Origin of the sequence: Streptomyces showdoensis, assembly GCF_039535475.1 — a bacterium.
GTDB lineage: Bacteria > Actinomycetota > Actinomycetes > Streptomycetales > Streptomycetaceae > Streptomyces > Streptomyces showdoensis.
In genome coordinates, this window is sequence record NZ_BAAAXG010000011.1 from 75,300 (window position 1) to 98,539 (window position 23,240).

Annotated in this window: 19 protein-coding genes; 14 read left to right on the top strand and 5 right to left on the bottom strand. The window is 74.0% G+C overall.

From position 1 onward, the window contains the following. Positions 1-64 precede the first annotated feature (64 nt). Positions 65-1,171 carry a calcium:cation antiporter gene (locus tag ABD981_RS06260; protein ID WP_046905868.1) on the top strand — a complete coding sequence of 369 codons (1,107 nt, stop codon included), beginning with the start codon at positions 65-67 and terminating at the stop codon, positions 1,169-1,171. On the opposite strand, the gene ABD981_RS06265 is transcribed toward ABD981_RS06260, so the two are convergent. Then, entirely contained in the window at positions 1,161-3,581 is a 2,421-nt protein-coding gene (locus ABD981_RS06265; protein WP_046905867.1) for a penicillin acylase family protein, read from the bottom strand. The genes ABD981_RS06260 and ABD981_RS06265 overlap by 11 nt on opposite strands. Positions 3,582-3,712: 131 nt before the next feature. Here ABD981_RS06265 and ABD981_RS06270 point away from each other — a divergent pair, with 131 nt between their 5' ends. Continuing rightward, positions 3,713-5,245 (top strand): fatty acyl-CoA synthetase, encoded by a 1,533-nt coding sequence (locus ABD981_RS06270; protein ID WP_046905866.1) that lies wholly within the window; start codon positions 3,713-3,715, stop codon positions 5,243-5,245. A 24-nt stretch (positions 5,246-5,269) separates the two neighbouring features. On the opposite strand, the gene ABD981_RS06275 is transcribed toward ABD981_RS06270, so the two are convergent. Further along, a complete protein-coding gene (locus ABD981_RS06275; protein ID WP_046905865.1) occupies positions 5,270-5,650 on the bottom strand; it encodes a VOC family protein in 381 nt (126 codons plus the stop codon). 23 nt (positions 5,651-5,673) lie between these two features. After that, positions 5,674-6,963: a phenylacetate--CoA ligase PaaK gene (paaK, locus tag ABD981_RS06280; protein ID WP_123954162.1), complete on the bottom strand. Its 1,290-nt coding sequence runs from the start codon at positions 6,961-6,963 to the stop codon at positions 5,674-5,676. Between the two features lie 370 nt (positions 6,964-7,333). On the opposite strand from paaK, the gene ABD981_RS06285 reads away from it, so the two are divergent. Genes ABD981_RS06285 through ABD981_RS06305 form a run of 5 tightly spaced genes read left to right on the top strand, consistent with a single transcriptional unit; the run spans position 7,334 to position 12,333 of the window. Next, positions 7,334-8,455, top strand: coding sequence for a type III polyketide synthase (locus ABD981_RS06285; protein ID WP_046905863.1), 1,122 nt, complete (start codon positions 7,334-7,336; stop codon positions 8,453-8,455). Then, positions 8,452-9,711, top strand: coding sequence for a cytochrome P450 (locus ABD981_RS06290; protein ID WP_240495090.1), 1,260 nt, complete (start codon positions 8,452-8,454; stop codon positions 9,709-9,711). Before ABD981_RS06285 ends, ABD981_RS06290 begins: the two co-directional genes overlap by 4 nt. A gap of 16 nt (positions 9,712-9,727) precedes the next feature. Next, entirely contained in the window at positions 9,728-10,297 is a 570-nt protein-coding gene (locus ABD981_RS06295) for a cupin domain-containing protein (RefSeq protein WP_046905862.1), read from the top strand. Continuing rightward, on the top strand, positions 10,294-11,514 hold the full coding sequence (locus ABD981_RS06300) for a cytochrome P450 (RefSeq protein WP_046905861.1): 1,221 nt from the start codon (positions 10,294-10,296) through the stop codon (positions 11,512-11,514). Before ABD981_RS06295 ends, ABD981_RS06300 begins: the two co-directional genes overlap by 4 nt. A gap of 42 nt (positions 11,515-11,556) precedes the next feature. Then, positions 11,557-12,333, top strand: coding sequence for a GNAT family N-acetyltransferase (locus ABD981_RS06305; protein ID WP_046905860.1), 777 nt, complete (start codon positions 11,557-11,559; stop codon positions 12,331-12,333). 15 nt (positions 12,334-12,348) lie between these two features. Here the strand turns inward: ABD981_RS06305 and ABD981_RS06310 are convergent, their stop codons facing one another. Beyond that, positions 12,349-13,200: a pentapeptide repeat-containing protein gene (locus ABD981_RS06310; RefSeq protein WP_046905859.1), complete on the bottom strand. Its 852-nt coding sequence runs from the start codon at positions 13,198-13,200 to the stop codon at positions 12,349-12,351. A gap of 316 nt (positions 13,201-13,516) precedes the next feature. Between ABD981_RS06310 and ABD981_RS38770 the strand changes: the two genes are divergently transcribed. Further along, entirely contained in the window at positions 13,517-13,627 is a 111-nt protein-coding gene (locus ABD981_RS38770; protein WP_382747585.1) for an alpha/beta fold hydrolase, read from the top strand. A 43-nt stretch (positions 13,628-13,670) separates the two neighbouring features. Here ABD981_RS38770 and ABD981_RS06320 read toward each other — a convergent pair whose 3' ends face one another. Further along, positions 13,671-15,302, bottom strand: a complete 1,632-nt coding sequence (locus tag ABD981_RS06320; protein ID WP_046905858.1) for an acyl-CoA synthetase — start codon at positions 15,300-15,302, stop codon at positions 13,671-13,673. Positions 15,303-15,477: 175 nt separating this feature from the next. On the opposite strand from ABD981_RS06320, the gene ABD981_RS06325 reads away from it, so the two are divergent. From ABD981_RS06325 to ABD981_RS06350, 6 genes are all read left to right on the top strand, one after another. Beyond that, positions 15,478-16,281, top strand: coding sequence for a crotonase/enoyl-CoA hydratase family protein (locus ABD981_RS06325; protein WP_046905857.1), 804 nt, complete (start codon positions 15,478-15,480; stop codon positions 16,279-16,281). Positions 16,282-16,371: 90 nt separating this feature from the next. Beyond that, positions 16,372-17,295: a Zn-ribbon domain-containing OB-fold protein gene (locus tag ABD981_RS06330; RefSeq protein WP_345528320.1), complete on the top strand. Its 924-nt coding sequence runs from the start codon at positions 16,372-16,374 to the stop codon at positions 17,293-17,295. Then, entirely contained in the window at positions 17,292-18,344 is a 1,053-nt protein-coding gene (locus ABD981_RS06335) for a thiolase domain-containing protein (RefSeq protein WP_046905855.1), read from the top strand. Before ABD981_RS06330 ends, ABD981_RS06335 begins: the two co-directional genes overlap by 4 nt. Then, positions 18,337-19,503, top strand: coding sequence for a thiolase domain-containing protein (locus tag ABD981_RS06340; RefSeq protein ID WP_046905854.1), 1,167 nt, complete (start codon positions 18,337-18,339; stop codon positions 19,501-19,503). Before ABD981_RS06335 ends, ABD981_RS06340 begins: the two co-directional genes overlap by 8 nt. A 45-nt stretch (positions 19,504-19,548) precedes the next feature. Beyond that, entirely contained in the window at positions 19,549-19,959 is a 411-nt protein-coding gene (locus ABD981_RS06345; protein ID WP_046905939.1) for an ACT domain-containing protein, read from the top strand. Between the two features lie 118 nt (positions 19,960-20,077). Then, entirely contained in the window at positions 20,078-23,203 is a 3,126-nt protein-coding gene (locus tag ABD981_RS06350; RefSeq protein ID WP_345528275.1) for an ATP-binding protein, read from the top strand. Positions 23,204-23,240 lie beyond the last annotated feature (37 nt).

Here is a 23,240-nt window from a genome sequence, read left to right on the forward strand (position 1 = left end):
TGTCAGCTGCGCGAGCACGCGGCGCCACGGAGGACGATCCTCCCCTTATGGCAGGATTCAGGGCATGAGTTCGAGCGCGACACCACTGACACGACAATGGACCACCTGGGGGCCGATCGTCGCCGGGGTCGGCCTCGGCCTCGGCTGGGGGCGCGACCTGGCCGGCCTCGCGGTGATCGCCATCGCGGCCTGCCTCATCGCCGCGGTGCTCGCCGCCGTGCACCACGCGGAGGTGATCGCCCACCGGATCGGCGAGCCCTACGGCTCGCTCGTCCTCGCGGTCGCCGTCACCGTCATCGAGGTCGGACTGATCGTCACCCTGATGGCCGGCGGCGGCGACAAGACCTCCACGTACGCCCGGGACACGGTCTTCGCCGCCGTCATGATCACCTGCAACGGCATCGTCGGCCTGTCGCTGCTGGTCGGCGCGCTGCGCAACCGCGTCGCCGTCTTCAACGCGGAGGGCTCCGGCGGCGCACTCGCCACCGTCTGCACCCTGGCGGCCATGACGCTGGTCCTGCCCACCTTCACCACGAGCCACCCCGGCCCCGAGTTCTCCAGCGCCCAGCTGGCCTTCGCCGCCGTCGCCTCCCTCTGCCTGTACGGCGTCTTCGTCGCCGTGCAGACGGTCCGGCACCGCGACTACTTCCTGCCGGTGCCGCGCCCCGGCGCGGACGGCAAGGAGTCCGAGGACGACCACGCCGACCCGCCCACCTCCCGACAGATGTGGATCAGCCTCGGGCTGCTCATGGTCGCCCTCGTCGCCGTCGTCGGCCTGGCCAAGCTGGTCTCGCCCACCATCGAGGACGGCGTCGAGTCCGCCGGCCTGCCGAAGGCCGTCGTGGGTGTCGTCATCGCCCTCATGGTGCTGCTCCCCGAGACCCTCGCCGCCGTGCGCGCGGCCCGCCGGGACCGGATGCAGACCAGCATGAACCTGGCCTACGGCTCCGCCATCGCCAGCATCGGCCTGACCATCCCGTCCATCGCGCTGGCCTCCATCTGGCTCTCCGGCCCCCTCGTCCTCGGTCTGGGCCCCCTCCACATGGTGCTGCTCGTGCTCACCGCCGTGGTGAGCGCCCTGACCGTGGTGCCCGGACGGGCCACGCTCCTCCAGGGCGGCGTCCACCTCTCGATCTTCGCCGCCTTCGTGTTCCTGTCGTTCAGCCCCTGACGACCACGATCCGCAGCTCCGGCGAGCGCAGGATGTCCTTCTCGCAGAACCGGGAGGTCACCCAGCGCTCGCCGGAGTACAGCGCCGTCTGGTCGGCGTAGTGCGGCGAGAGCGGGTTCGAGGACTGGGAGTAGGTCAGCAGCGTGCGGGCCACCGGGCACCGCCCGCCGTCCCAGCCCACCGCCTGGACGTGGCTGGTGCCGTGCGCGACCTCCGTGTAGCCGCCGCCCGCCGGGTTCCACACCGGCTCCGTCTTGTTCCAGACGCCCAGCGCCTCGGTGCCGCCGCCCACCGGGACGCGCGCCCCGTTCCGCACCACGAACTGGTGCCGCCCGAGCGGCGCGTCCAGGGCGATCCCCGCCCCGCGCAGCTCCGCCACCGCGTCCCTGAGGGCCTTGCCGAAGCCGGGGGCGTCCGTGTTCAGGGTGTGCGGCGTGCGCACCGGGTCGGCCGCCGAGAACGGCACCTGCCACTGCTCGGCGAGCGGCGTCCCGGCGGTGAAGCGCCGCCAGAACCGGTCGAAGAGCAGCGCGCCCCGGCTGCCGGTCTCCATCGTGCGGTCCCAGGCGCCGATCACCCGGCAGGCCTCCGGGTCGTCGGCGAGGACCGCCGCGCAGGCCCGGGCCGTGTCGGCCGCCGCCAGATCGCCGGCGGGCGCGCGGTTCGCGAACTGCTGGCGCTGCAGATCGGCCACGGTCAGACCGCCGCGCCCGGCCATCGCCGCCACGTCCTCCACGGCGCCGCGGGTGCGCAGCGAGCGCGGGGTGCCGATCGTGCCGAAGATCCGCTCGTAGCCGGTGACCGGACGCTCCGCGTTGGCCAGCCAGGCGCTGTCGTTGGAGTTCTCCACGTACGGGGCGTCCCGCAGCACCGGCATCCGCGCGGGCCCGAAGACCCCCGGCTGCACCGCGTCCGGGTCCGAGCCGAGCGCGCAGTCGCCGCGCGAACCGTCCAGCACGGCCACGCCGGAGGCCGGGTAGGTGGCGCGGCCGAGCGGGGTGGAGCAGCGCTGGGCCAGCTCGTCGGTGATCCTCGGCAGCACCTGCGACTGGGTGAACAGGGTGTGGCCGGAGGAGTCGGCGGCGATCGTGTTCACCCACGGCAGGCCCTGGGTGCGCCGCAGCGCGTCGACCAGACCCTGCGTGGAGCGGGAGCGGGCGAAGCCGAGCGCGGTGTCGGAGGCCCGCAGGTTGGCGGCGTTCGGGTCGTTCAGGGCGAAGGTCGTCGTCGTGGTCCAGGGCAGCGGCAGCTGCGGTCCGAGCCCGGAGACGACCGGCCCGTACCGCGTCCACCACTGGGTACGGGTGACCGGGGCGCCGTCCTTGACCGCGACCGTGACCGTGCGCGGCGTCATCCGCTCCGGCCTGCCGTCCACCAGGTACGCGGTGGGGTCGGCCGGGTCGAGGGCGAGCTGGTGCAGGCTGAGCGGCACGCCCGTGGCGACGGTGTGGCTCCAGGCCACCCTGTCGTTGAAGCCGATGCTGACCGGGACCGTGCCGAGCAGGGAGGCGCCGGAGACGTTCAGCTCGCCCGGGATGGTCTGCTGGGACTGCCAGAAGCGCCGGCCGCCCTGCCACGGGTAGTGCGGATTGCCGAGCAGCAGCCCGCGCCCGCCCGCCGTGGCCGAACCCCGGAACGCGACGGCGTTGGAGCCCATGGTGGCGTTCTCGGCCGCGAACAGGGCCCGCGCCGCCTCGGCCGTACGGTCCGGATCCGGGCCCTCGGAGGCGGCGGGCCGGGAGGCGCCCGCCGCCCCGGGGGCGACGGCGGGCGGCCGGGCGGCGGTGATGCCGTCCGCGCCGCGGCCCTGGCCGCCGAGGACGGAGACCGCCCAGCCGCGCCGCGCCACGTCGAGCTCCGTGACCGGCCGGACCCACGCCGCTCCGGCGCAGGCCGGGTCGGTGATCCGGTTCTTCCGCAGCCACGCGTTGTACCCGGCCGCCCAGCCGCGCATCAGCTCCCTGGACTGCCGGCTGGGACCGGCGGGCGCGGGCGCGGCGAGCAGCGCCTCGACCGTGCCGGCGTCCTTCACCCCGCGGAAGAACAGGTCGCTGGAGAGGTTCCTCGTCGCCGAGGACAGGGACCCGTCCGGGGCGCCGTCGGCGCCGAAGTGGCGGGAGCGCTCGCCGTCCACGGTCACGAAGCCGTCGGCCAGGACGCAGACCTGGTCCGCGGCCTGCGCCCAGCCGGTGCCGAAGCCGAGGTTCGCGTAGTCCTTGGCCACGATGTGCGGGATGCCGTACTCGGTGTACCGGATGACGGCCGACAGGCCCCGGTCGGAGGGACGGTGGCCCCGGTCGCCGGCGTCGGCGACGGCCGCGGCGGGCAGTGAGGCGGTGACGGTGGCCAGAGCCGCGCCGACCAGCGCCAGCCGTCTGAACCGGGCGGGGAGCAAGGTGCGGACGTGCAAGGTTCCTCCCAACGGGCGTGCTGTGCATACGGGTTGGGCCATGCACTCAGCTGAGCGCTTGCTTTGTCAACATCCCGTTCGGTATCCGGGGTACTTGACCCGCCGCTCCGCCCCGCCCAAGATCGGCGTCCATGGACCGAGGACTGGAACGAGGCCCGGAGCGCGGCCTGCTCACCCGTACCGTCGACGGCGTGCTGCGCCGGACCGCCCAGCGCGTCCCGGACCGCACCGCCGTGCGCTACGCGGACCGGACGTGGAGCTACGCCGAACTGGACGCCGCCGTCTCGACGGCCGCCGCCGTCCTGCGGGACCCCGAAGGCGCCGGGCTCGCGGCGGGCGACCGGGTCGCGACCTACGCCCACAACTCGGACGCCTATCTGATCGCGTTCCTCGCCTGCGCCCGGGCCGGGCTGGTCCACGTGCCGGTCAACCACCACCTCACCGGCGAGGACCTGGACTACGTCCTGCACCAGTCGGGCAGTTCGCTGGTGCTCGCCGACCCGGCGCTCGCCGGCCGGGTCCCGGAGGACTTCCCCGTACGGCCCCTCCGGGACGCCCCGGACTCGCTCCTCGCGGCGCTCGCCGCCCCGCGGCCGTACGACGCCGACCGCGACCCCGGCGACCTGGTGCAGCTGCTCTACACCTCGGGCACCACCGCCCTGCCCAAGGGCGCGATGATGACCCACCGGGCCCTGGTCCACGCGTACGCGAGCGCCATCGACGCGCTCGACCTGGGCGAGGACGACCGGCCGGTGCACTCGCTGCCGCTCTACCACTCGGCGCAGATGCACGTGTTCCTGCTGCCCTACCTGGCCGTGGGCGCCGAGAACACCATCGTCGACGGGCCCGAGCCGGCGGTCCTCTTCGACCTGGTCGCGTCCGGCCGCTGCGACAGCCTGTTCGCCCCGCCGACCGTCTGGATCGGGCTCGCCAACCACCCCGATTTCGCCACCCGCGACCTCGCCGCCCTGGGCAAGGCCTACTACGGCGCCTCGATCATGCCCGTACCGGTCCTGGAGCGGCTGCGCGCACGCCTGCCCGGCCTGCGCTTCTACAACTGCTTCGGCCAGTCCGAGATCGGCCCGCTCGCCACCGTCCTCGGTCCCGACGAGCACGAGGGGCGGATGGAGTCCTGCGGCCGCCCGGTCCGGCACGTCGAGGCCCGGGTCGTCGACGAGGACGGCGCGGACGTGCCCCCCGGCACCCCCGGTGAAGTCGTCTACCGCTCACCGCAGTTGTGCTCCGGCTACTGGGACAAGCCGGAGGAGACCGCGGCCGCCTTCCGCGGCGGCTGGTTCCACTCGGGCGACCTGGCCGTGCGGGACGAGGAGGGCTACCTCACCGTCGTCGACCGGGTGAAGGACGTCATCAACTCCGGGGGCGTCCTCGTCGCCTCCCGGCAGGTCGAGGACGCCCTCTACACCCATCCGGCGGTGGCCGAGGCCGCCGTCGTCGGTCTCCCGGACGAGCGCTGGATCGAGGCCGTCACCGCCGTCGTCGTCCCGCGCGGCCAGGTCACCGAGGCCGAACTCCTCGCGCACGCGCGGGAGAAGCTCGCCCACTTCAAGGCCCCCAAGAGGGTCCTGTTCGTGGACGAGCTGCCCCGCAACGCCAGCGGGAAGATCCTCAAGCGAGAGCTGCGCGACCGCTTCGGGGCCGCGTGACGACGGGACGACGAGGGGGCGGGTTCAGCCCTGGCGCTCCTCCAGCACGCAGAGGATGTTGCCCTCGCTGTCCTTGAACCAGGCCCCCCTCATGTCGTCCGACTCGACCACGCCGTCGACCGTCTTGAGGCCGGGCAGGTCGTAGTCCTCGAAGGCCACGCCCTTGGAGCGCAGCTCCTTCATCTCGGCATCGAGGTCGGCGACCTTCCAGCTGGCCAGCGTGTGCTGCGCCTGGCCGCCGTAGGGGGTCTCGTACAGACCGATCATGGATCCACCGGTCTCGAACATCACGTCCTGGGGCGATTCCTTGACGAGCGTCAGGCCCAGGGTCTCGGTGTAGTAGCGCTTCGCGCGGGCCATGTCGTTGACCGGAATGATCGCGGCTATGGGGGAGTCCGCCAGCATCGCAACCACCTCCTCCCTCCAGGCTACGCGCCGTCCCGGAGGTCCACGATCCGCTTGATCTTCCCCACCGAGCGCTCCAGCGTCTCCGGGTCGACGACCTCGACGCCCACCGAGACCCCGATCCCGTCCTTCACCGCCGCGGCGATCGAGAGGGCCGCCTCCCGGCGCTGCCCGGGGCTCGCGCCGGGCCGCGCCTCGGCCCGTACGGTCAGCGCGTCCAGCCGGCCCTCGCGGGTGAGCCGGAGCTGGAAGTGGGGGGCGACGGCCGGGGTGCGCAGGACGATCTCCTCGATCTGGGTGGGGAAGAGGTTCACCCCGCGCAGGATCACCATGTCGTCGCTGCGGCCGGTGACCTTCTCCATCCGCCGGAAGACCCGCGCGGTGCCCGGCAGCAGCCGGGTGAGGTCCCGGGTGCGGTAGCGGATCACCGGCATGGCCTCCTTGGTCAGGGAGGTGAAGACCAGCTCGCCCTCCTCCCCGTCCGGCAGCACCTCGCCGGTGATCGGGTCGACGATCTCCGGGTAGAAGTGGTCCTCCCAGATGTGCAGGCCGTCCTTGGTCTCCACGCACTCCTGCGCCACGCCCGGGCCCATCACCTCGGAGAGCCCGTAGATGTCGACGGCGTCGAGGTCGAAGCGCTCCTCGATCTCCCGGCGCATCTCCTCGGTCCAGGGCTCCGCGCCGAAGACGCCGACCTTCAGCGAGGTGGTGCGCGGGTCGATCCCCTGGCGCTCGAACTCGTCGAGCAGGGTGAGCATGTACGAGGGCGTCACCATGATGACCTCGGGCCGGAAGTCCTGGATGAGCTGGACCTGGCGGGCCGTCATGCCGCCGGAGGCGGGGATCACCGTGCAGCCGAGCCGCTCGGCCCCGTAGTGGGCGCCGAGACCGCCGGTGAACAGCCCGTATCCGTAGGCCACGTGGACCTTGTGGCCCGGGCGGGCGCCGGCCGCGCGGAGGGAGCGGGCGACGACGTCCGCCCAGGTGTCCAGGTCCCGCTCGGTGTAGCCGACCACGGTGGGCCGGCCGGTCGTCCCGCTGGAGGCGTGGATGCGGCGGATCTCCGACTGGCCGACGGCGAACATGCCGAAGGGGTAGTGCTCGCGCAGGTCGGTCTTGGCGGTGAACGGGAAGCGGGCCAGGTCGGCGAGGCTCCGGCAGTCCTCGGGCCGCACCCCGGCCCCGTCGAATGCATGCCGGTAGAACGCCACGTTCTCGTAGGCGTGCCGCAGGGTCGCGCGCAGCCGTTCCAGCTGGAGCGCCTCCAGCTCGTCGCGTCCGAGTCGCTCGCCCGCGTCCAGCAGCTCGCCCAGCTCGCCCATGTGCGCCACTCCCTCGCCTCGCGTACCGGCCGCCGTCCGTCGTAAAACGGACGACCGATCATTCGGTCGATCTTCCGGGTTCAGTAAATCCGGCGGCCCCCGGGGCTTGGCAAGGGGTCGGGGCGGGTTTTCTTCGCGCAGGTGTCCGGCCGGTCGCGGCGCGCCCCCGGGCCGCCCCGCAGCCTCGCCCGCGGGGCCTCGTCGGGGGCGTCTTCCCGCAGGTCACGGAGGTCTGGCGAAGATCACACATTCGGGTGTGATTGTCCGCGTGAGCGCAGGAACGGTGCTGCGCCGGGCCGAGCGGACCGGAAGATGATCCCGTCCGGCTCCCCCTCCCCACCCCCGGACGAAATGGACCACCATGCCTGTCCTGTGCCGTCCCGCCGTGGCCGTGCCCGAGCACACGATCACCCTGGAGGACACCCTCGACCTGGCCCGCACCCTGCACGCGGGACACGAGCAGCTGCCGCTCGTGCTGCGCCTGATCGAGAACACCGGCGTCGCCACACGGCAGCTCGTGCAGCCCATCGAGCGCACCCTCGCCCACCCCGGCTTCGAGGCGCGCAACACGACGTACGAGACCGAGGCCAAGGCGCGCGTCCCCGCCGTCGTGGCCGAGGCCCTCGGCAACGCGGGGCTCCAGGCCCGCGACATCGACCTCATCGTGTACGTCTCGTGCACCGGGTTCATGATGCCCTCGCTCACGGCCTGGATGATCAACGAGCTGGGCTTCCGCAGCGACACCCGCCAGCTGCCCATCGCCCAGCTCGGCTGCGCGGCGGGCGGCGCCGCGATCAACCGGGCGCACGACTTCTGCGCGGCCTACCCCGGCGCCAACGCGCTGATCGTCGCCTGCGAGTTCTGCTCGCTGTGCTACCAGCCCACCGACCTCACCGTCGGCAACCTGCTCTCCAACGGCCTCTTCGGCGACGCCGTCGCCGCCGCCGTGGTCCGCGGCTCCGGCGGCACCGGCGTCCTCCTGGAGCACAATGGCTGCCACCTGGTCCCCGGCACCGAGGACTGGATCGCCTACCAGGTCCGCGAGACCGGCTTCCACTTCATGCTCGACAAGCGCGTGCCCGGCACCATGGAGCAGCTCGCGCCCGCCCTCGTCGGCCTCGCCGACCGGCACGGCCGGGACGCCGGCCGCCAGGACTTCTACATCATCCACGCCGGCGGCCCCCGCATCCTCGACGACCTCTGCAAACACCTGGACGTCGTCCCCGACATGTTCCGCTTCAGCCGGGCCACCCTCACCGAGCACGGCAACATCGCCAGCGCCGTCGTCCTCGACGCCCTGCGCCGCCTCTTCGACGAGGGCGGGACCGCCCCCGGCGCCCGCGGGCTCATCGCCGGCTTCGGCCCCGGCATCACGGCCGAGATCTCCCTTGGCAGCTGGACCGACGACGCCCCTCGCACCCCCCTCAGCCCTCAGACCCCCCTGCACTCCTCACTCACCTCGACAGCGGCGGTGGCCCGATGACCACGACCACGACCTCCCCGAACCCCGAGAACGCCGGGAGCACCGGGACCGCCGAGAGCAGCGGCACGCCCCACGTGCACTTCTGGGCCGTCCCCGACCTCACCGGCCTGGAGTTCGACCCGCTCCTCGCCAAGGTCCTCCACGAGGACCCCGTCACCCGGGTGCGCCTGCCGCACGGCGAGGGCCACGCCTGGCTCGTCACCCGCTACGAGGACGTCAAGTTCGTCTCCGTGGACCCCCGGTTCAGCCGTCAGGCCGTCTACGGACGCTCCATCACCCGCCTCGCCCCCCACTTCATCCCCATGGAGGGCGCCGTCGGCTTCGCCGACCCGCCGGACCACACCCGCATGCGCCGGGTCGTCGCCCGCGCCTTCAGCGCCCGGGCCCTGCGCTCCCTGCGCGAACACGCCCAGGACGTCATGGACGGCCTGCTCGACCGCCTCGAACGGCACGGCCCGCCCGCCGACCTGATGGAGCTGGTCAACCGGCCCTTCCCGCTCGCCATGGTCAGCGAACTCATGGGCGTCCCCGACGGCGACCAGCCCCTGATGGCCACCTGGTCCGACGCCATCATCTCCGCCGGCGCGGGCCGCGAGGCCAGCGAGCGCGCCAAGGCCGACATGGCCCGCTACTTCACCGAACTCGTCGGCCGCAGCCACGGCACCGGCAAGGAGACCCTCGCCGCCGTCCTCGCCGACGCCGTCGACGAGGGCACCCTGGAGGAGCACGAGGCCGTCGGCCTCGCCGTCCTCATCCAGATCGGCGGCGCCCACGCCGTCCGCAACAACAGCGCCAACATGGTCTACGCCCTGCTCACCCACCCCGAGCACCTGGCCCGGCTGCGCGCCGAACCCGCCCTGCTCCCGCGGGCCGTCGACGAACTCCTGCGCTACATCCCGCACCGCAACGCGGTCGGCCTCTCCCGGATCGCCCTGGAGGACGTCGAGGTCGGCGGCGTCCGCATCGCCGAGGGCGACCCCGTCTACGTCTCGTACCTCACCGCCAACCGCGACCCCTCGGTCTTCCCCGACCCGGAGAAGCTGGACTTCGACCGCGGCTACAACCCGCACGTCGCCTTCGGTCACGGCCCGCACTACTGCCCGGGCTCCGCGCTCGCCCGCATCGAGTCCGAGATCCTCCTCGACTCCCTGTGGACCCGCTTCCCCGACCTGCGGCTCGCCGTCCCCGAGGACCGGATCCGCTGGCAGCGCGGCGCCCTGATCCGCGGCCCCGAGACCCTGCCCGTGACCTGGTGAGAGGAACCGCCGCCCCATGACCGCGACCGCCATCGGACGGGCCGGCGGCCTCATCGTGCCGCCCGGCCACGGCCGGACCCTGACCACAGCCGCCCAGCACGTCACCTTCAAGGTGACCGGCGAACACACCCCCACCGCCTCCACCTTCGAGGTCCTCGTCCCGCCCGGCTTCGACGTCGGCGCCCACGCCCACGGCCACAGCGAGGAGCTCTTCTACCTCCTGGAGGGAGAGCTCGACGTCCTCGCCTTCGAGCCGCTCGTGCGCACCCGCGACAGCTGGCGGGAGTGGGAGTCCGCCTCCGGACAGCGCGCCGTCCGGGCCACCGCCGGCACCCTGATCCTGGTGCCGCCCGGCTGCCCGCACGCCTTCGCCAACCCCACCGGCGAGCCCGCGCGCATGCTGTTCCAGGCCTCGCCCCCGCCCGACCACGAGCGCTACTTCGAGCAGCTCATGGAGATCCTCGGCTCCGGCGGCCCGGTCGACCACGAAGCCGTCGAGCGGCTCCGGGTCCGCTACGACATCGACCAGATCACCCCGCTCCGGCACGACGCCGGACGGCCGCAGGAGGCGGTCCCCGCGCCATGAACCCACCCGAGGGCCCTACCGGGCCGGTCCACGACTGGGTCCCGTCCCCGCTGCCCGGCACGGCCTTCGACCCGCTCCCGCACCGGCTCCTGCGCGAGGAGCCGGTCGCCCGGGTGCGCCTCCCGTACGGCGAGGGGCACGCCTGGCTCGTCACCCGCTACGAGGACGTCAGACTGGTCGCCGCCGACCCGCGGTTGAGCCGCGCCCGGACCGTCGGCCGGCCGATCACCAGCATGACCCCGCACACCCTCGCCCCGCCCGGCGGCGTCGGCCGGGCCGACCCGCCCGACCACACCCGGCTGCGCCGGCTGATCGCCCCCGCCTTCGGCCGCCGCCGGATGACCGCCCTGCGCGAGCACACCGAGCACATGGCCGAGACCCTCGCCCTGCGCACCCTGGAGACCGGACCGCCCGCCGACCTCGCCGAGAGCTTCGTCGGACCGCTGTCCGCCACCGTCATCGCCGAACTCCTCGGCGTCCCGGCCGCCGACCTCGACCGCGTCCAGACCTGGCGGGCCGGGCTCCTCCGCCACGACACCACCGCAGCCGAGGGCGAGGCGGTCAAGAAGGAGATCGCCGGCTACTTCGCCGACCTCGCCCGGCACCGGGCCGCGCACCCCGGCGACGACGTGGTCAGCGAACTCGCCGCCGCCCGCGGGGCCGGCGGGATCAGCACCCCGGAACTGGTGTCGCTGGCCGTCATGCTCACCCTCAACGGGCTGGACGCCGTCCGGAACATCGTCTCCACCATGGTGTACGTGCTCCTCACGCACCCCCGGCAGACGGCGAAGCTCCGCGCCGACCCCGGCGCTCCCGGCCGTCTCGCCCGGGCCGTCGACGAACTCCTCCGCTACATCCCGCAGCGCCACGGCGTCGGCATGCCCCGGGTCGCCACCGCCGACATCGAGGTCGGCGGGGTCACCATCGCCGAGGGGGAGGCGGTCCACGTCTTCTACCCGGCCGCCAACCGCGACCCCGCCGTGTACACCGACCCCGACCGCCTCGACCTCGACCGGGACGAGGCCCCGCACCTCGCCTTCGGCCACGGCGCGCACTACTGCGCGGGCGCCCAACTGGCCCGCGTGGAGGCCGAGGTGATGCTCGGCACCCTGCTCGCCCGGTTCCCCTCCCTCGCCCTCGCCGTCCCGCCCGAACGGATCGCCTGGCGCGCCGGATCGGTCAACCGGGGACCGGTGACCCTGCCCGTGACCTGGTAATCCGGTGGCGTGCGGACCCCGGCGGATGCTGAGGTGGCGGCCATGGACATCACCGCACTGCGCACCCTCTACGACCGCCAGCGCCGCATCGGCGCCCGCCCCGACGGCCCCGGCTGCCGCGTCGAACGCGAGGGCCTCGTCGTCCGCCACGCCGGACCGGAGTACGCCTGGAACGGCGTGCTGTGGTCCGGCCTCGGCCCGAAGGACGCCGACGCGGCGATCGCCGCCCAGATCGGCCACTTCCGCGCCGCCGGCCACTCCTTCGAATGGACGGTGTACGGCCACGACGGCCCGGCCGACCTCGCCGACCGGCTCCTCGCCGCCGGATTCACCGCCGAGGAGTCCGAGACCCTGATGGTCGCCGAGGCCGCCTCCCTGCCCGCCTCCGTGGACCTCCCGGACGGCGTGGAGCTGCACTCCGTCACCGACGAGGCCGGGGTGCGGATGATGGCCGAGGTCCACGAGAAGGCCTTCGGCACCGACAGCTCGCGCTACGTCAGCCGGATGCTCGACCAGCTCGCCGCCGCCCCCGACTCCGTGGCCGCGGTCGTCGCCCTCGCCGACGGCGTCCCCGTCAGCTCCGGCCGCCTCGACCTGCCCGAGGACTGCGACTTCGCGGGCCTGTACGGCGGCGGCACCGTCGCCGAGTGGCGCGGCAAGGGCCTCTACCGCGCCCTCGTCTTCCACCGCGCCCGCACGGCGATCGCCCGCGGCTACCGCTACGTCCAGGTCGACGCGGCGCCCACCAGCCGGCCCATCCTCAAGCGCCTGGGCTTCGCCGAGCTGACCACGATGACCCCGTACGTGTACGAGCTCTGAGCGGCCCCGGGGCCGTCAGCGCGTCCAGTGCGCCGGGCGCTCGAAGCCCTCGGGCAGACGGGTGGCGGTGTCGCCGCGGGCCGCGTTCAGCTGCGGCTGGGTGAGGAAGAGCGCGCCGGTCAGGTCCGCCCCCGACAGGTCGGCGCCCCGCAGGTCGGCGCCGATGAGGTCCGCCAGCGACAGGTCCGCCCCCGACAGGTCGGCGGCGATGAGCAGCGCCCCGCGCAGGTCCGCGCCGCGCAGCTTCGCCCCGCGCAGCCGGGCGCCGATCAGGTCGGCGCCGCGACGGCTCTTCGGCTTGCCGCCGACGGCAGCCCGCACCAGGGAGCTGCTCCGCAGGAGGAGCGGGTTCACCTCGGCCCGCACCGGGGCCACGTCCAGGCGCTCCAGCTCGGCGGGGGTGCCCTCGGTGAGCGCGGTCACCCGGGCGAGCGCCCGGTCGAGCTCGGCGTGGAGCCCGCGGGTCGCGGCCAGGGCGCGTGCCTCGGTCAGGTAGCGCAGCAGCTCGTGCAGCTGGCGCATCACCGGGAAGACCTCGTACATCTGCCGTGCGGTGTCCGGGGCCTCGCGCCAGGAGACGCCGCCGAAGGTCACCTGGGAGACCCGCTGCCCCGCGCCGAAGCAGTCGTACACCGTGCAGCCGGGGAAGCCGCTGTCGCGCAGCCGGGTGTGGATGCCGCAGCGGAAGTCCTCCTGGAGGTTGCGGCACGGGTCGCCCGAGGACTTGTTCACAGCGAAGTCGGCCGACTTGGCGAAGGGCAGGGCCACACAGCACAGCCCGAAGCAGTTCGCGCAGTCGCCGCGCAGCTCGGCCTGACGGGTCTGGGACACGGTGAAACGGCTTCCTTCGCTGGTGGGGGCGGACATCCCACCGTATCGCGCTGTCGGCGAACCCGGCTGCCGCGCCCGGACCCGCGTGGTCATGATCGGCGGCATGGCCCGGCACACCCGCACGTTCACGACGTACGACGGAACCGAACTCGCCTACCGGACGCACGGCGAGGGCGCCCCCCTGGTCGTCCTGCCCGGCGGGCCCATGCGCGACGCGGTCCACCTCGGCCCGGCGCCTTCACCCCCGAGGCCACCCGGAGGCCCTGCGCGCGGTGACCGCCCCGGTCCTCGTCCTCGCCGGCGGGCACGACGACCCGGGCGCCTTCCTCCGCCCGGTCGCGGCCTTCCTCGAATGGCGGAGCGGGTCCCGGACGCCCGGCTGGTCACGATCGGGGCCGGGCACCTGGTGCACCAGGCCCGGCCCCGCGAGTTCCTCGCCGTCCTGAGGGAGTTCGGCGTCTGACCGCCCGGCGTCAGGCGCCGCCCTCCGTGTCCGCGGACACGGCTCAGGCGCCGGCCTCCGCGTCCGCGGACACCGCCACGGACCGTGCCCAGCGGTAGTCCGCCTTGCCGCTGGGCGAGCGCTGGATCCGGTCGGCGAGCACCAGCTGGCGCGGCACCTTGTAGCCGGCCAGGCGGGTGCGGCAGTGGGCCTGGACTGCCGCCAGGTCCAGCGGGTCCGCCCCGGCGCGCAGCTGGACCACGGCGGCCACGTGGTTGCCCCACCGGGCGTCGGGCACTCCGGCGACCAGCGCGTCGTACACGTCCGGATGGGACTTGAGCGCCTGCTCGACCTCCTCCGGGTACACCTTCTCGCCGCCGGTGTTGATGCACTGCGACCCGCGGCCGAGGACGGTGACGATGCCCTCCTCGTCGACGGTGGCCATGTCGCCGAGGAGCACCCAGCGCTCCTCGCCCCTCCGGAAGAAGGTCTCGGCGGTCTTGGCGGGGTCGTTGTAATAGCCGAGCGGCACGTGGCCGCGCTGGGCGAGCCGGCCGATCTCGCCGACGCCGACCAGCTCGTGGGTGGCCGGGTCGACCACCTGGGTGCGCTCGTTGACGTGCAGCCGGAAGCCCTTCTCGGGGCCCGAGTCGTCGGTGGCCCGGCCATTGGAACCGGACTCCGAGGAGCCGAAGTTGTTGAGCAGCAGCACGTTCGGCGCGAGCGCCTGGAACTGGGCGCGGACCGTGTCGGACATGATGGCGCCCGAGGAGGAGAGGCTGAACAGCGCCGACAGGTCGGTGCCCTTGAGCGGTCCGTTGAGGGCGTCGATCAGCGGGCGCAGCATGGCGTCGCCGACCAGGGAGACGCTGGAGACCTTCTCCTTCTCGATGGTCCGCAGCACCTCCTCGGGCACGTACTTGCGGTGCACCACCACCCGCTGCCCGTAGTTGAAGGCGACGAACGAGGTGAGCGTCGAGGTGCCGTGCATCAGCGGGGGAGTCGGGAAGAAGGTGATCCCGGCGCCGCCCGCGGCGACCCGCTCGGCCAGTTCCTCGGGGCGCTTGACGGGCTCCCCCGAGGGGTCGCCGCCGAAGAGCCCCGCGAAGAACAGGTCCTCCTGGCGCCACATCACGCCCTTGGGCATGCCGGTGGTGCCGCCGGTGTAGATGATGAACAGGTCGTCGGCCGAGCGCGGTCCGAAGCCGCGCTCCGGCGAGGCGGCCGCCTCCGCCTCCGCGAACTCCACGCAGTCGAGCGCCGGCGCGCCCTCGGGCGGGGTCCCCACCCGCACGAGGTGCCGCAGCTTCTCCGTCTGCGGCTGCGCGGCCGCCACCCGCTCGGTGAACTCCGCGTCGAAGACGAGCGCGGCCAGGTCGGCGTCCCGGTAGAGGTAGACCAGCTCCTCCTCCACGTACCGGTAGTTGACGTTCACCGGCACGATCCGGGCCTTGAGGCAGGCGAGCACGGTCTGCAGGTACTCGATGCCGTTGTACAGGTGGATGCCGAGCTGTTCGCCGGGGCGCAGTCCCGCGTCGATCAGGTGGTGGGCGATGCGGTTGGCCGCGGCGTCGAGCCCGGCGTAGGTCAGCCGGCGCTCGGCACCGGTGCCGGGGTGGTCGACGTAGACCAGCGCCTCGCGGTCCGGGACCACGTCGACGACCGATTCGAACAGGTCGGCAAGGTTGTACTCCACCGTTCCTCCTGATCCTGGCCCGGACTGACCCGTCGGTCACTGGTCGGTCATCAGAGCACCGAAGGGCGGAGGGGGGAAGGGGTCGCGCAGAAGAATCTGACTGAGTGTCAGAAAACTATTGAACTGGACCCGTCACTCCTGCAACCTGTTCCAGAACTGGAGACGGGAGACGCCCATGGGCGGCAGCACCGAGCACCTCACCGTGCGGCGCGAAGGCGCCACGCTCGTACTCACCCTCAATCGGCCCGAGGCCAGGAACGCGCTCTCGCTGCCGATGCTGGTCGGCCTCTACGACGGCTGGCTGGAGGCCGACGCCGACGACACGATCCGCTCCGTCGTCCTCACCGGGGCCGGCGGCAGCTTCTGCGCCGGCATGGACCTCAAGGCGCTGGCCGGCAAGGGCATGGCGGGCGAGGCCTACCGGGACCGCATGACCGCGGACCCCGACCTGCACTGGAAGGCGATGCTGCGCCACCATCGCCCCCGCAAACCCGTGATCGCCGCCGTCGAGGGACCCTGCGTCGCGGGCGGCACCGAGATCCTGCAGGGCACCGACATCCGGGTCGCCGGCGCCTCCGCGACCTTCGGCCTCTTCGAGGTCCGCCGCGGCCTCTTCCCGATCGGCGGCTCCACCGTCCGGCTGCCCCGCCAGATCCCGCGCACCCACGCCCTGGAGATGCTCCTCACCGGCCGCCCCTACACGGCCGACGAGGCCCAGCGGATCGGCCTGGTGGGCCGCGTCGTCCCCGACGGCACGGCCCTCGACGCGGCCCTGGAGACCGCCGAGCGGATCAACGCCTGCGGGCCGCTGGCCGTCGAGGCGGTCAAGGCCTCCGTCTACGAGACCGCGGAGATGACCGAGGAGGAGGGCCTCGCGGCCGAACTGAAGCGCGGCTGGCCGATCTTCGCCACCGCGGACGCCAAGGAGGGGGCGAAGGCCTTCGCGGAGAAGCGCGCACCGGTGTACCGGCGGGAGTGACGCCGCAGCACGGTCCCGCAGCCACCCCGCGCCCCCACCCACCAAGGAGCCGCCCCATGACATCCGCCCCCGAGACGCTCTCGGCCCCCCCTGGTCGTCGAGTTCCCCTTCACCCGCTCCCTCGGACCCGTCCAGTCCGCCTTCCTCACCGGGCTGCGCGAGCGCACCCTGCTCGGCGTGCGCACCGAGGCGGGCCGGGTCCTCGTCCCGCCCGTCGAGTACGACCCCGAGACCGCCGCCGAACTGAGCGAACTCGTCGAACTCCCCACCACCGGCACCGTCACCACCTGGGCCTGGAACCCCGAGCCCCGCCCCGGACAGCCCCTCGCGACCCCCTTCGCCTGGGTGCTCGTCCGGCCCGACGGCGCCGACACGGCCCTCCTGCACGCCCTCGACGCGCCCGGCCCGGACGCCGTGCGCACCGGCATGCGGGTCCGGATCCGCTGGGCCGCCGAACGCGGCGGCGCGATCACCGACATCGCCTGCTTCGAACCGTACGAGGCCACGGACGCCCCCGAAGCCGCCGCGCCCCACGACGGCGGCTTCGCCGACCCCGTCACCGGCATCGTCGCCCACGCCCGCCTGGACTACACCTACAGCCCCGGCCGCGCCCAGACCCGCTACCTCCAGGGGCTCTCCGAACGCCGCACCGTCGGCGAACGCTGCCCCTCCTGCGCCAAGGTGTACGTCCCGCCCCGCGGCGCCTGCCCCACCTGCGGCGTCGCCACCACCGACCGGGTCGAGGTCGGCCCGCGCGGCACGGTCACCACGTACTGCATCGTCAACATCAAGGCGAAGAACCTCGACATCGAGGTCCCCTACGTCTACGCCCACATCGCGCTCGACGGCGCCGGGCTCGCCCTGCACGGCCGGATCGGCGGCATCCCCTACGACCAGGTCCGGATGGGCCTGCGGGTCGAACCCGTGTGGAGCGAGGGCGGCCGCTACCCCGACCACTACCGCCCCACCGGGGAGCCGGACGCCGACTACGACACGTACAAGGAGCTGCTGTGAGCCGAGAAGTGGCGATCGTCGCCTTCGCCCAGACCGACCACACCCGGCGCACCGACGAACTCTCCGAGGTCGAGATGGTGATGCCGGTCCTCCACGAGGTGCTGCGGCAGACCGGACTGAAGACCTCCGACATCGGCTTCACCTGCTCCGGCTCCTCCGACTACCTCGCCGGCCGCGCCTTCTCCTTCACCATGGCCCTGGACGGCGTCGGCGCCTGGCCCCCGATCTCCGAGTCGCACGTCGAGATGGACGGCGCCTGGGCCCTGTACGAGGCCTGGGTGAAGCTGCTCACCGGCGAGGCCGACACGGCACTCGTCTACTCCTACGGCAAGTCCTCGCCCGGCTCCGTCCGCGACGTCCTGACCCGCCAGCTCGACCCCTACTACGTGGCGCCCCTGTGGCCCGACTCCGTCGCCCTCGCCGCGCTCCAGGCACGCGCCCTGATCGACGCGGGCGACACCGACGAGCCGGCGCTCGCCCGGATCGCCGCCCGCAGCCGCCAGGACGCCGCCGCCAACCCGCACGCCCAGCTGCCCGGCGCCCGCCCCCAGGGCGAGCACGTCGTCGCACCGCTGCGCACCGGCGACTGCCCGCCCATCGGCGACGGCGCCGCCGCCGTGATCCTCGCCGCCGGCGACCGGGCCCGCGAACTCTGTGCCCGGCCCGCCTGGATCACCGGCATGGACCACCGCATCGAGGCCCACTCCCTCGGGGTGCGCGACCTCACGGACTCGCCCTCCACCCGGCTCGCCGCCGAACGCGCGGGAGCCTTCGAGCGGCCCGTCGACACCGCCGAGCTCCACGCGCCCTTCACCTCCCAGGAGGTCGTCCTGCGCAAGGCCCTCGGCCTCGGCGACGACGTCCGGGTCAACCCCTCCGGCGGGGCGCTCGCCGCCAACCCGGTGATGGCCGCGGGGCTCATCCGGATCGGCGAGGCCGCCGCCCGCATCCACCGCGGCACCTCCGACCGCGCCCTGGCCCACGCCACCTCCGGGCCCTGCCTCCAGCAGAACCTGGTCGCCGTCCTGGAAGGGGACTCGCATGAGTAAAGAGCCCGTCGCGATCGTCGGCATCGGCCAGACCAAGCACGTCGCCGCCCGCCAGGACGTCTCCATGGCCGGACTGGTCCGCGAGGCGGCCCTGCGCGCCCTGGAGGACGCCGAGCTGACCTGGGCCGACATCGACGCGGTCGTCATCGGCAAGGCCCCGGACTTCTTCGAGGGCGTGATGATGCCGGAGCTGTACCTCGCCGACGCCCTCGGCGCCGTCGGCAAGCCGATGATCCGCGTGCACACCGCGGGTTCGGTAGGAGGCTCCACCGCGCTCGTCGCCGCCAACCTGGTGGCCGCCCGCGTCCACGGCACCGTCCTGACCCTGGCCTTCGAGAAGCAGTCCGAGTCGAACGCCATGTGGGGCCTCTCCCTCCCCGTCCCCTTCCAGCAGCCGCTGCTCGCCGGGGCGGGCGGCTTCTTCGCCCCGCACGTGCGCGCCTACATGCGCCGCACCGGCGCCCCCGACGCGATCGGCTCCCTCGTCGCGTACAAGGACCGCCGCAACGCGCTCAAGAACCCGTACGCGCACCTCCACGAGCACGACATCACCCTGGAGAAGGTCCAGGCGTCCCCCATGCTGTGGGACCCGATCCGCTACTCGGAGACCTGCCCCTCCTCCGACGGCGCCTGCGCCATGGTCCTCACCGACCGGGCGGGCGCGGCCCGTTCGCCCCGCCCGCCGGCCTGGATGCACGGCGGCGCCATGCGCAGCGAGCCGACCCTCTTCGCGGGCAAGGACTTCGTCTCCCCGCAGGCCGGCCGGGACTGCGCGGCCGACGTCTACCGGCAGGCGGGCGTCACCGACCCGCGCCGCCAGATCGACGCGGTCGAGATGTACGTCCCCTTCTCCTGGTACGAGCCGATGTGGCTGGAGAACCTGGGCTTCGCCGAAGAGGGCGAGGGCTGGAAGCTCACCGAGGCCGGCGTCACCGAACTGGACGGCGACCTCCCGGTGAACCCGTCCGGCGGAGTCCTCTCCACCAACCCCATCGGCGCGTCCGGCATGATCCGCTTCGCCGAGGCCGCCCTCCAGGTCCGCGGCCAGGCCGGAGAACACCAGGTCGACGGGGCGCGCACGGCCATGGGACACGCGTACGGAGGAGGCGCCCAGTTCTTCGCGATGTGGCTGGTGGGCTCGGAGCCGCCCACGACCTGAGCGCCCGGCGCGAGGCACTCCGCTCCCCGCCCTAGGCTGGTGATCATGAGTGCAGAGCGCGACCTGACCCGGCTCGTCGCCGGGATGCGACCGGAGCTCCACCCCGGCCGCTACGTCTTCACCACCGTCGACGGCCCCGTCCCCGAGGGCATCTCCCCGGTCGCGACCGTCGCCGAACGGGAGGGGCTGACGATGGTCGTACGCCAGGAGGACGCCGACGCGGCCTCGCTGGCGTACGACTACGTGGCGGGCTGGATCACCCTGCGCGTCCACTCGGCGCTGGACGCGGTCGGCCTGACGGCGGCGGTGGCGCGCGAGCTGGCCGGGGCCGGTCTGAGCTGCAACGTGGTGGCGGGCTTCCACCACGATCACCTGTTCGTGGAACACGCCCGGGCGGAACAGGCATTGGCCACCCTGAACGCCCTGTCGGCGCGGGCGTCCGGCGCGTTCACATGATCCGCACAATCTTTTTCCCCGAGGGTGCATCCGGGCGTACGCTGGGGCTTTCGCGGGGCCACAGCCCAGGCCGCATCCCTCGTGCGCCGGGTATGCGCCCCCGGCGTGGGGGTGGACGATGGCAGGACACACCGGCAGGACCGGGGCCCGCGGCTTCGGCATGTTCGAGCGCGAGGCCGAACTGGCGGCGGCAGAGGAGGCCCTGAACCTGCTGACCGGGCAGGGCGATCTCACCACGGGCGCAACCCTGCGCCTCGTACGGCCTGCGGCCGGCGACGGCGGGGAGGGGTCCGGGGGCGGAGCGGGGGTGGAGGTGTCCGGACGTGGGGGCGCCCGTAACGCGCGAAGCGAAGTGAAGGTCGCAGTCCGGACACCTCCACCCCCGCGGAGCCCCCGGACCCCGCTGTCGACCCCCGACCCCACCCACCCGGGCAACACCACCCAGCCCGGCAGCCCCACCCCGCCCACGCACCCCCGCCGAGGCGGCGTCCTGGCCTACGCGGCCCCCGCGGGCCTGGGCAAGACCACCCTCCTGGCCGAGGTCCGCCGCCGCGCCGCCGCCAAGGGCTGCACCGTCCTCTCCGCCCGCGGCGGCGACCAGGAACAGCGGGTCGCCTTCCACGTGGCCCGCCAGCTCCTCCAGCCACAGCTCGCCGCCGCCTCCCGCACGGAGCTGGCCGAGCGTCTGGGCGGCTGGTACGACATCGTCGGCCCCGCCCTCGGCCTGTGCACCGCCGCCGAGGGCTCCCCGCCGGACCCGCAGGGCCTGCGCGACGGCCTCGACTGGGTCCTCACCCACCTCGCGATCCGCCGCGCCCCGCTCGTCGTCGTCCTCGACGACGCCCACTGGGCCGACCCCGAGTCCCTCGGCTGGCTCTCCGCCTTCGCGCCCCGCGCCGAAGACCTCCCCATGCTGCTGGTCGTCGCCTACCGACCCGACGAACTCCCCGAGTCGGGAGCCGAGTTCACCGGCCGCCGCTCCGGCCAGCGCCCCCTCGGCCTGGAGCCGCTGACCTCCGAGGCCATCGCGAGCCTGGTCCGCGCCCAGGTCGGCGACCACGCCGACGACGCCTTCTGCCAGGAGTGCTGGGCCGTCACCAACGGCAACCCCTTCGAGGCGGTCGAGCTCGCCGCGAGGGTCCGCGACCGGGGCCTGGAGCCCACCGCGGACCGCGCCCACGCCCTGCGGGACCTCGCCGCGGCCGTCAAGGGCAGCGGCCTCATCGCCCAGATCGAGAGCTTCGGCACCTCCACCGTCCGCCTCGCCTGGGCCTGTGCGGTCCTCGGCACCGAGATCTCCCCGCAACTCGCGGGCGCCGTGGCGGGCCTGGGCGGCGAGGAGGTCGCCCGCTGCGCCGAACGCCTCCGCCAGGCCCGCGTACTCGCCCCGGCCGCCGCGGCCGCCTCGTCGGCCCCCGAGGGTCCGCAGGCTCCGCGGGCCCCGCGCATCCAGTCCGTGGCCGAGGACGAACCCGCGCCCGACACCCTGGAGTTCGTCCACCCCCTGATCGCCACCGCCGTCTACGACGCCATCCCCGCGGCCACCCGCGTCGCCCTGCACGGCCAGGCCGCCTGGTGCGTCGTCGACGCGGGACTCGGCTCGACGGCGGCAGCCCGCCACCTCGTCGAGACCCATCCCGAGAGCGACCCCTGGGTCGTGCAGCACCTGCGCGCCGCCGCCCAGGAGACGCTGCGGGCCGGCGCCCCCGACACCGCACGCCGCTACCTCGCCCGGGCCCTGCGCGAACCCCCGGACCACGACGAGCGCGCCGCCGTCCTCTTCGAACTGGGCTGCGCCTCCCTGCTCACCGAGCCCGCCACCACCGTCAACCACCTGCGCGCCGCCCTGGAGGAGCCGGTCGCCGACTCGGCGCTGCGGCACGGCATCGTCTACCGGCTCTCCCAGGTCCTCGCCCACAGCGACCGGCTCGTCGAGGCCTCCGAGCTCCTCGGCCGCGAGTCCCGGCTCACCACCGACGCCCGCAGCCGGCTGCGGATGCAGTCCGAGAAGTTCATGTGGGACGCCTTCCGCGCCGACGAACCGGACTCGCCCGCCCGCTCCCGCCGCCTCGCCCGGCTCGCCGACCGGCTCACCGGGCGCGATCTCACCGAGCGGTACGTCATCGGCCTGCGCGCCTGGGACGCCACCCTGCGCGCCGAACCCTCCGGCACGGCCGTCGGCCACGCCGAGCGGGCCCTGGAGGGCGGCCTCAGCTGGGCGGACGAGAGCCGCGGCTTCGAGGTGCCGGTCCTCGTCGCCCTCACCTTCCTCTACGCCGACCGCCCGGGCCGTGCCGAGGAGCTGTTCGCCGCCGGCACCGCCGAGTTCGAACGCCAGGGCTGGCGCGGCGCCCACCTTTCCTTCGCGTACACGCTCCTCGGCTACATCCGCTACCGCCGCGGCCGGCTCGTCGAGGCGGAGGACTTCGTCCGCGCCGGACTGCGGCTCGCCGAGCGCGTCGGCCCCCGCACCCCGGCCGAGTGGTACGCCGTGGGCGTGATGATCGAGGTGCTGCTCGCCCGGGGCCGCACCGAGGAGGCCGAGCGGGTCGCCCGCGCCCACGACTTCGGGGAGCCCTTCCCCGCCGCCGTCACCTTCCCCGACTCCCAGACCGTCCACGCCGAACTGCTCCTCGCCACCGGCCGCACCGAAGAGGCCGCCGCCGAGCTCGAAGCCGTCGGCCGCCGCCTCGACCCGCGCGGGATGCGCAACCCGGCCTGGTGCCCCTGGCAGCTGCACCTCGCCCTCGCCGAGGCCTGCGAGACCCCCGCGCGGGCCCGCGAGACCGCCCTCGCGGCCGTCGCCCGGGCCCGCCAGTACGGCGCGCCCTCCGCGATCGGCCAGGCGCTCCGCGTCACCGCCGAGGTCTCCGCCGACACCGACCGGGTCAAGCTCCTGGAGGAGTCCGTCGACTGGCTGGAGCGCTCGCCCGCCGCGTACGAGCTGGCCCGCTCCCTGGTCGCCCTGGGGGCCGCGCTGCGCCGCGCCGACGGCCTCGTCGACGACGCCAGGGCCGAGCTCGCCGCCGCCGGGCTGCGCCCCCGTACGCTCCATCCCACGGGCACCGACACGCTGACCGTCCGCGAGCGCGCCGCCGCCGAGCTGACCGCCCGCGGCGAGGACCCGGCCGCCGTCCTGGGCGTGGACCAGGCCACCGTCACCCGGCTGCTCTCGGCCGTCTACCGCAAGCTCGGCACCGACCCCGCGGGCCTCGCCCAGGCCCTGACCAGTGGCAGACCGTGAGGCCGCCCCGGCGCGCCGCACCGCGCGCCGGGACACG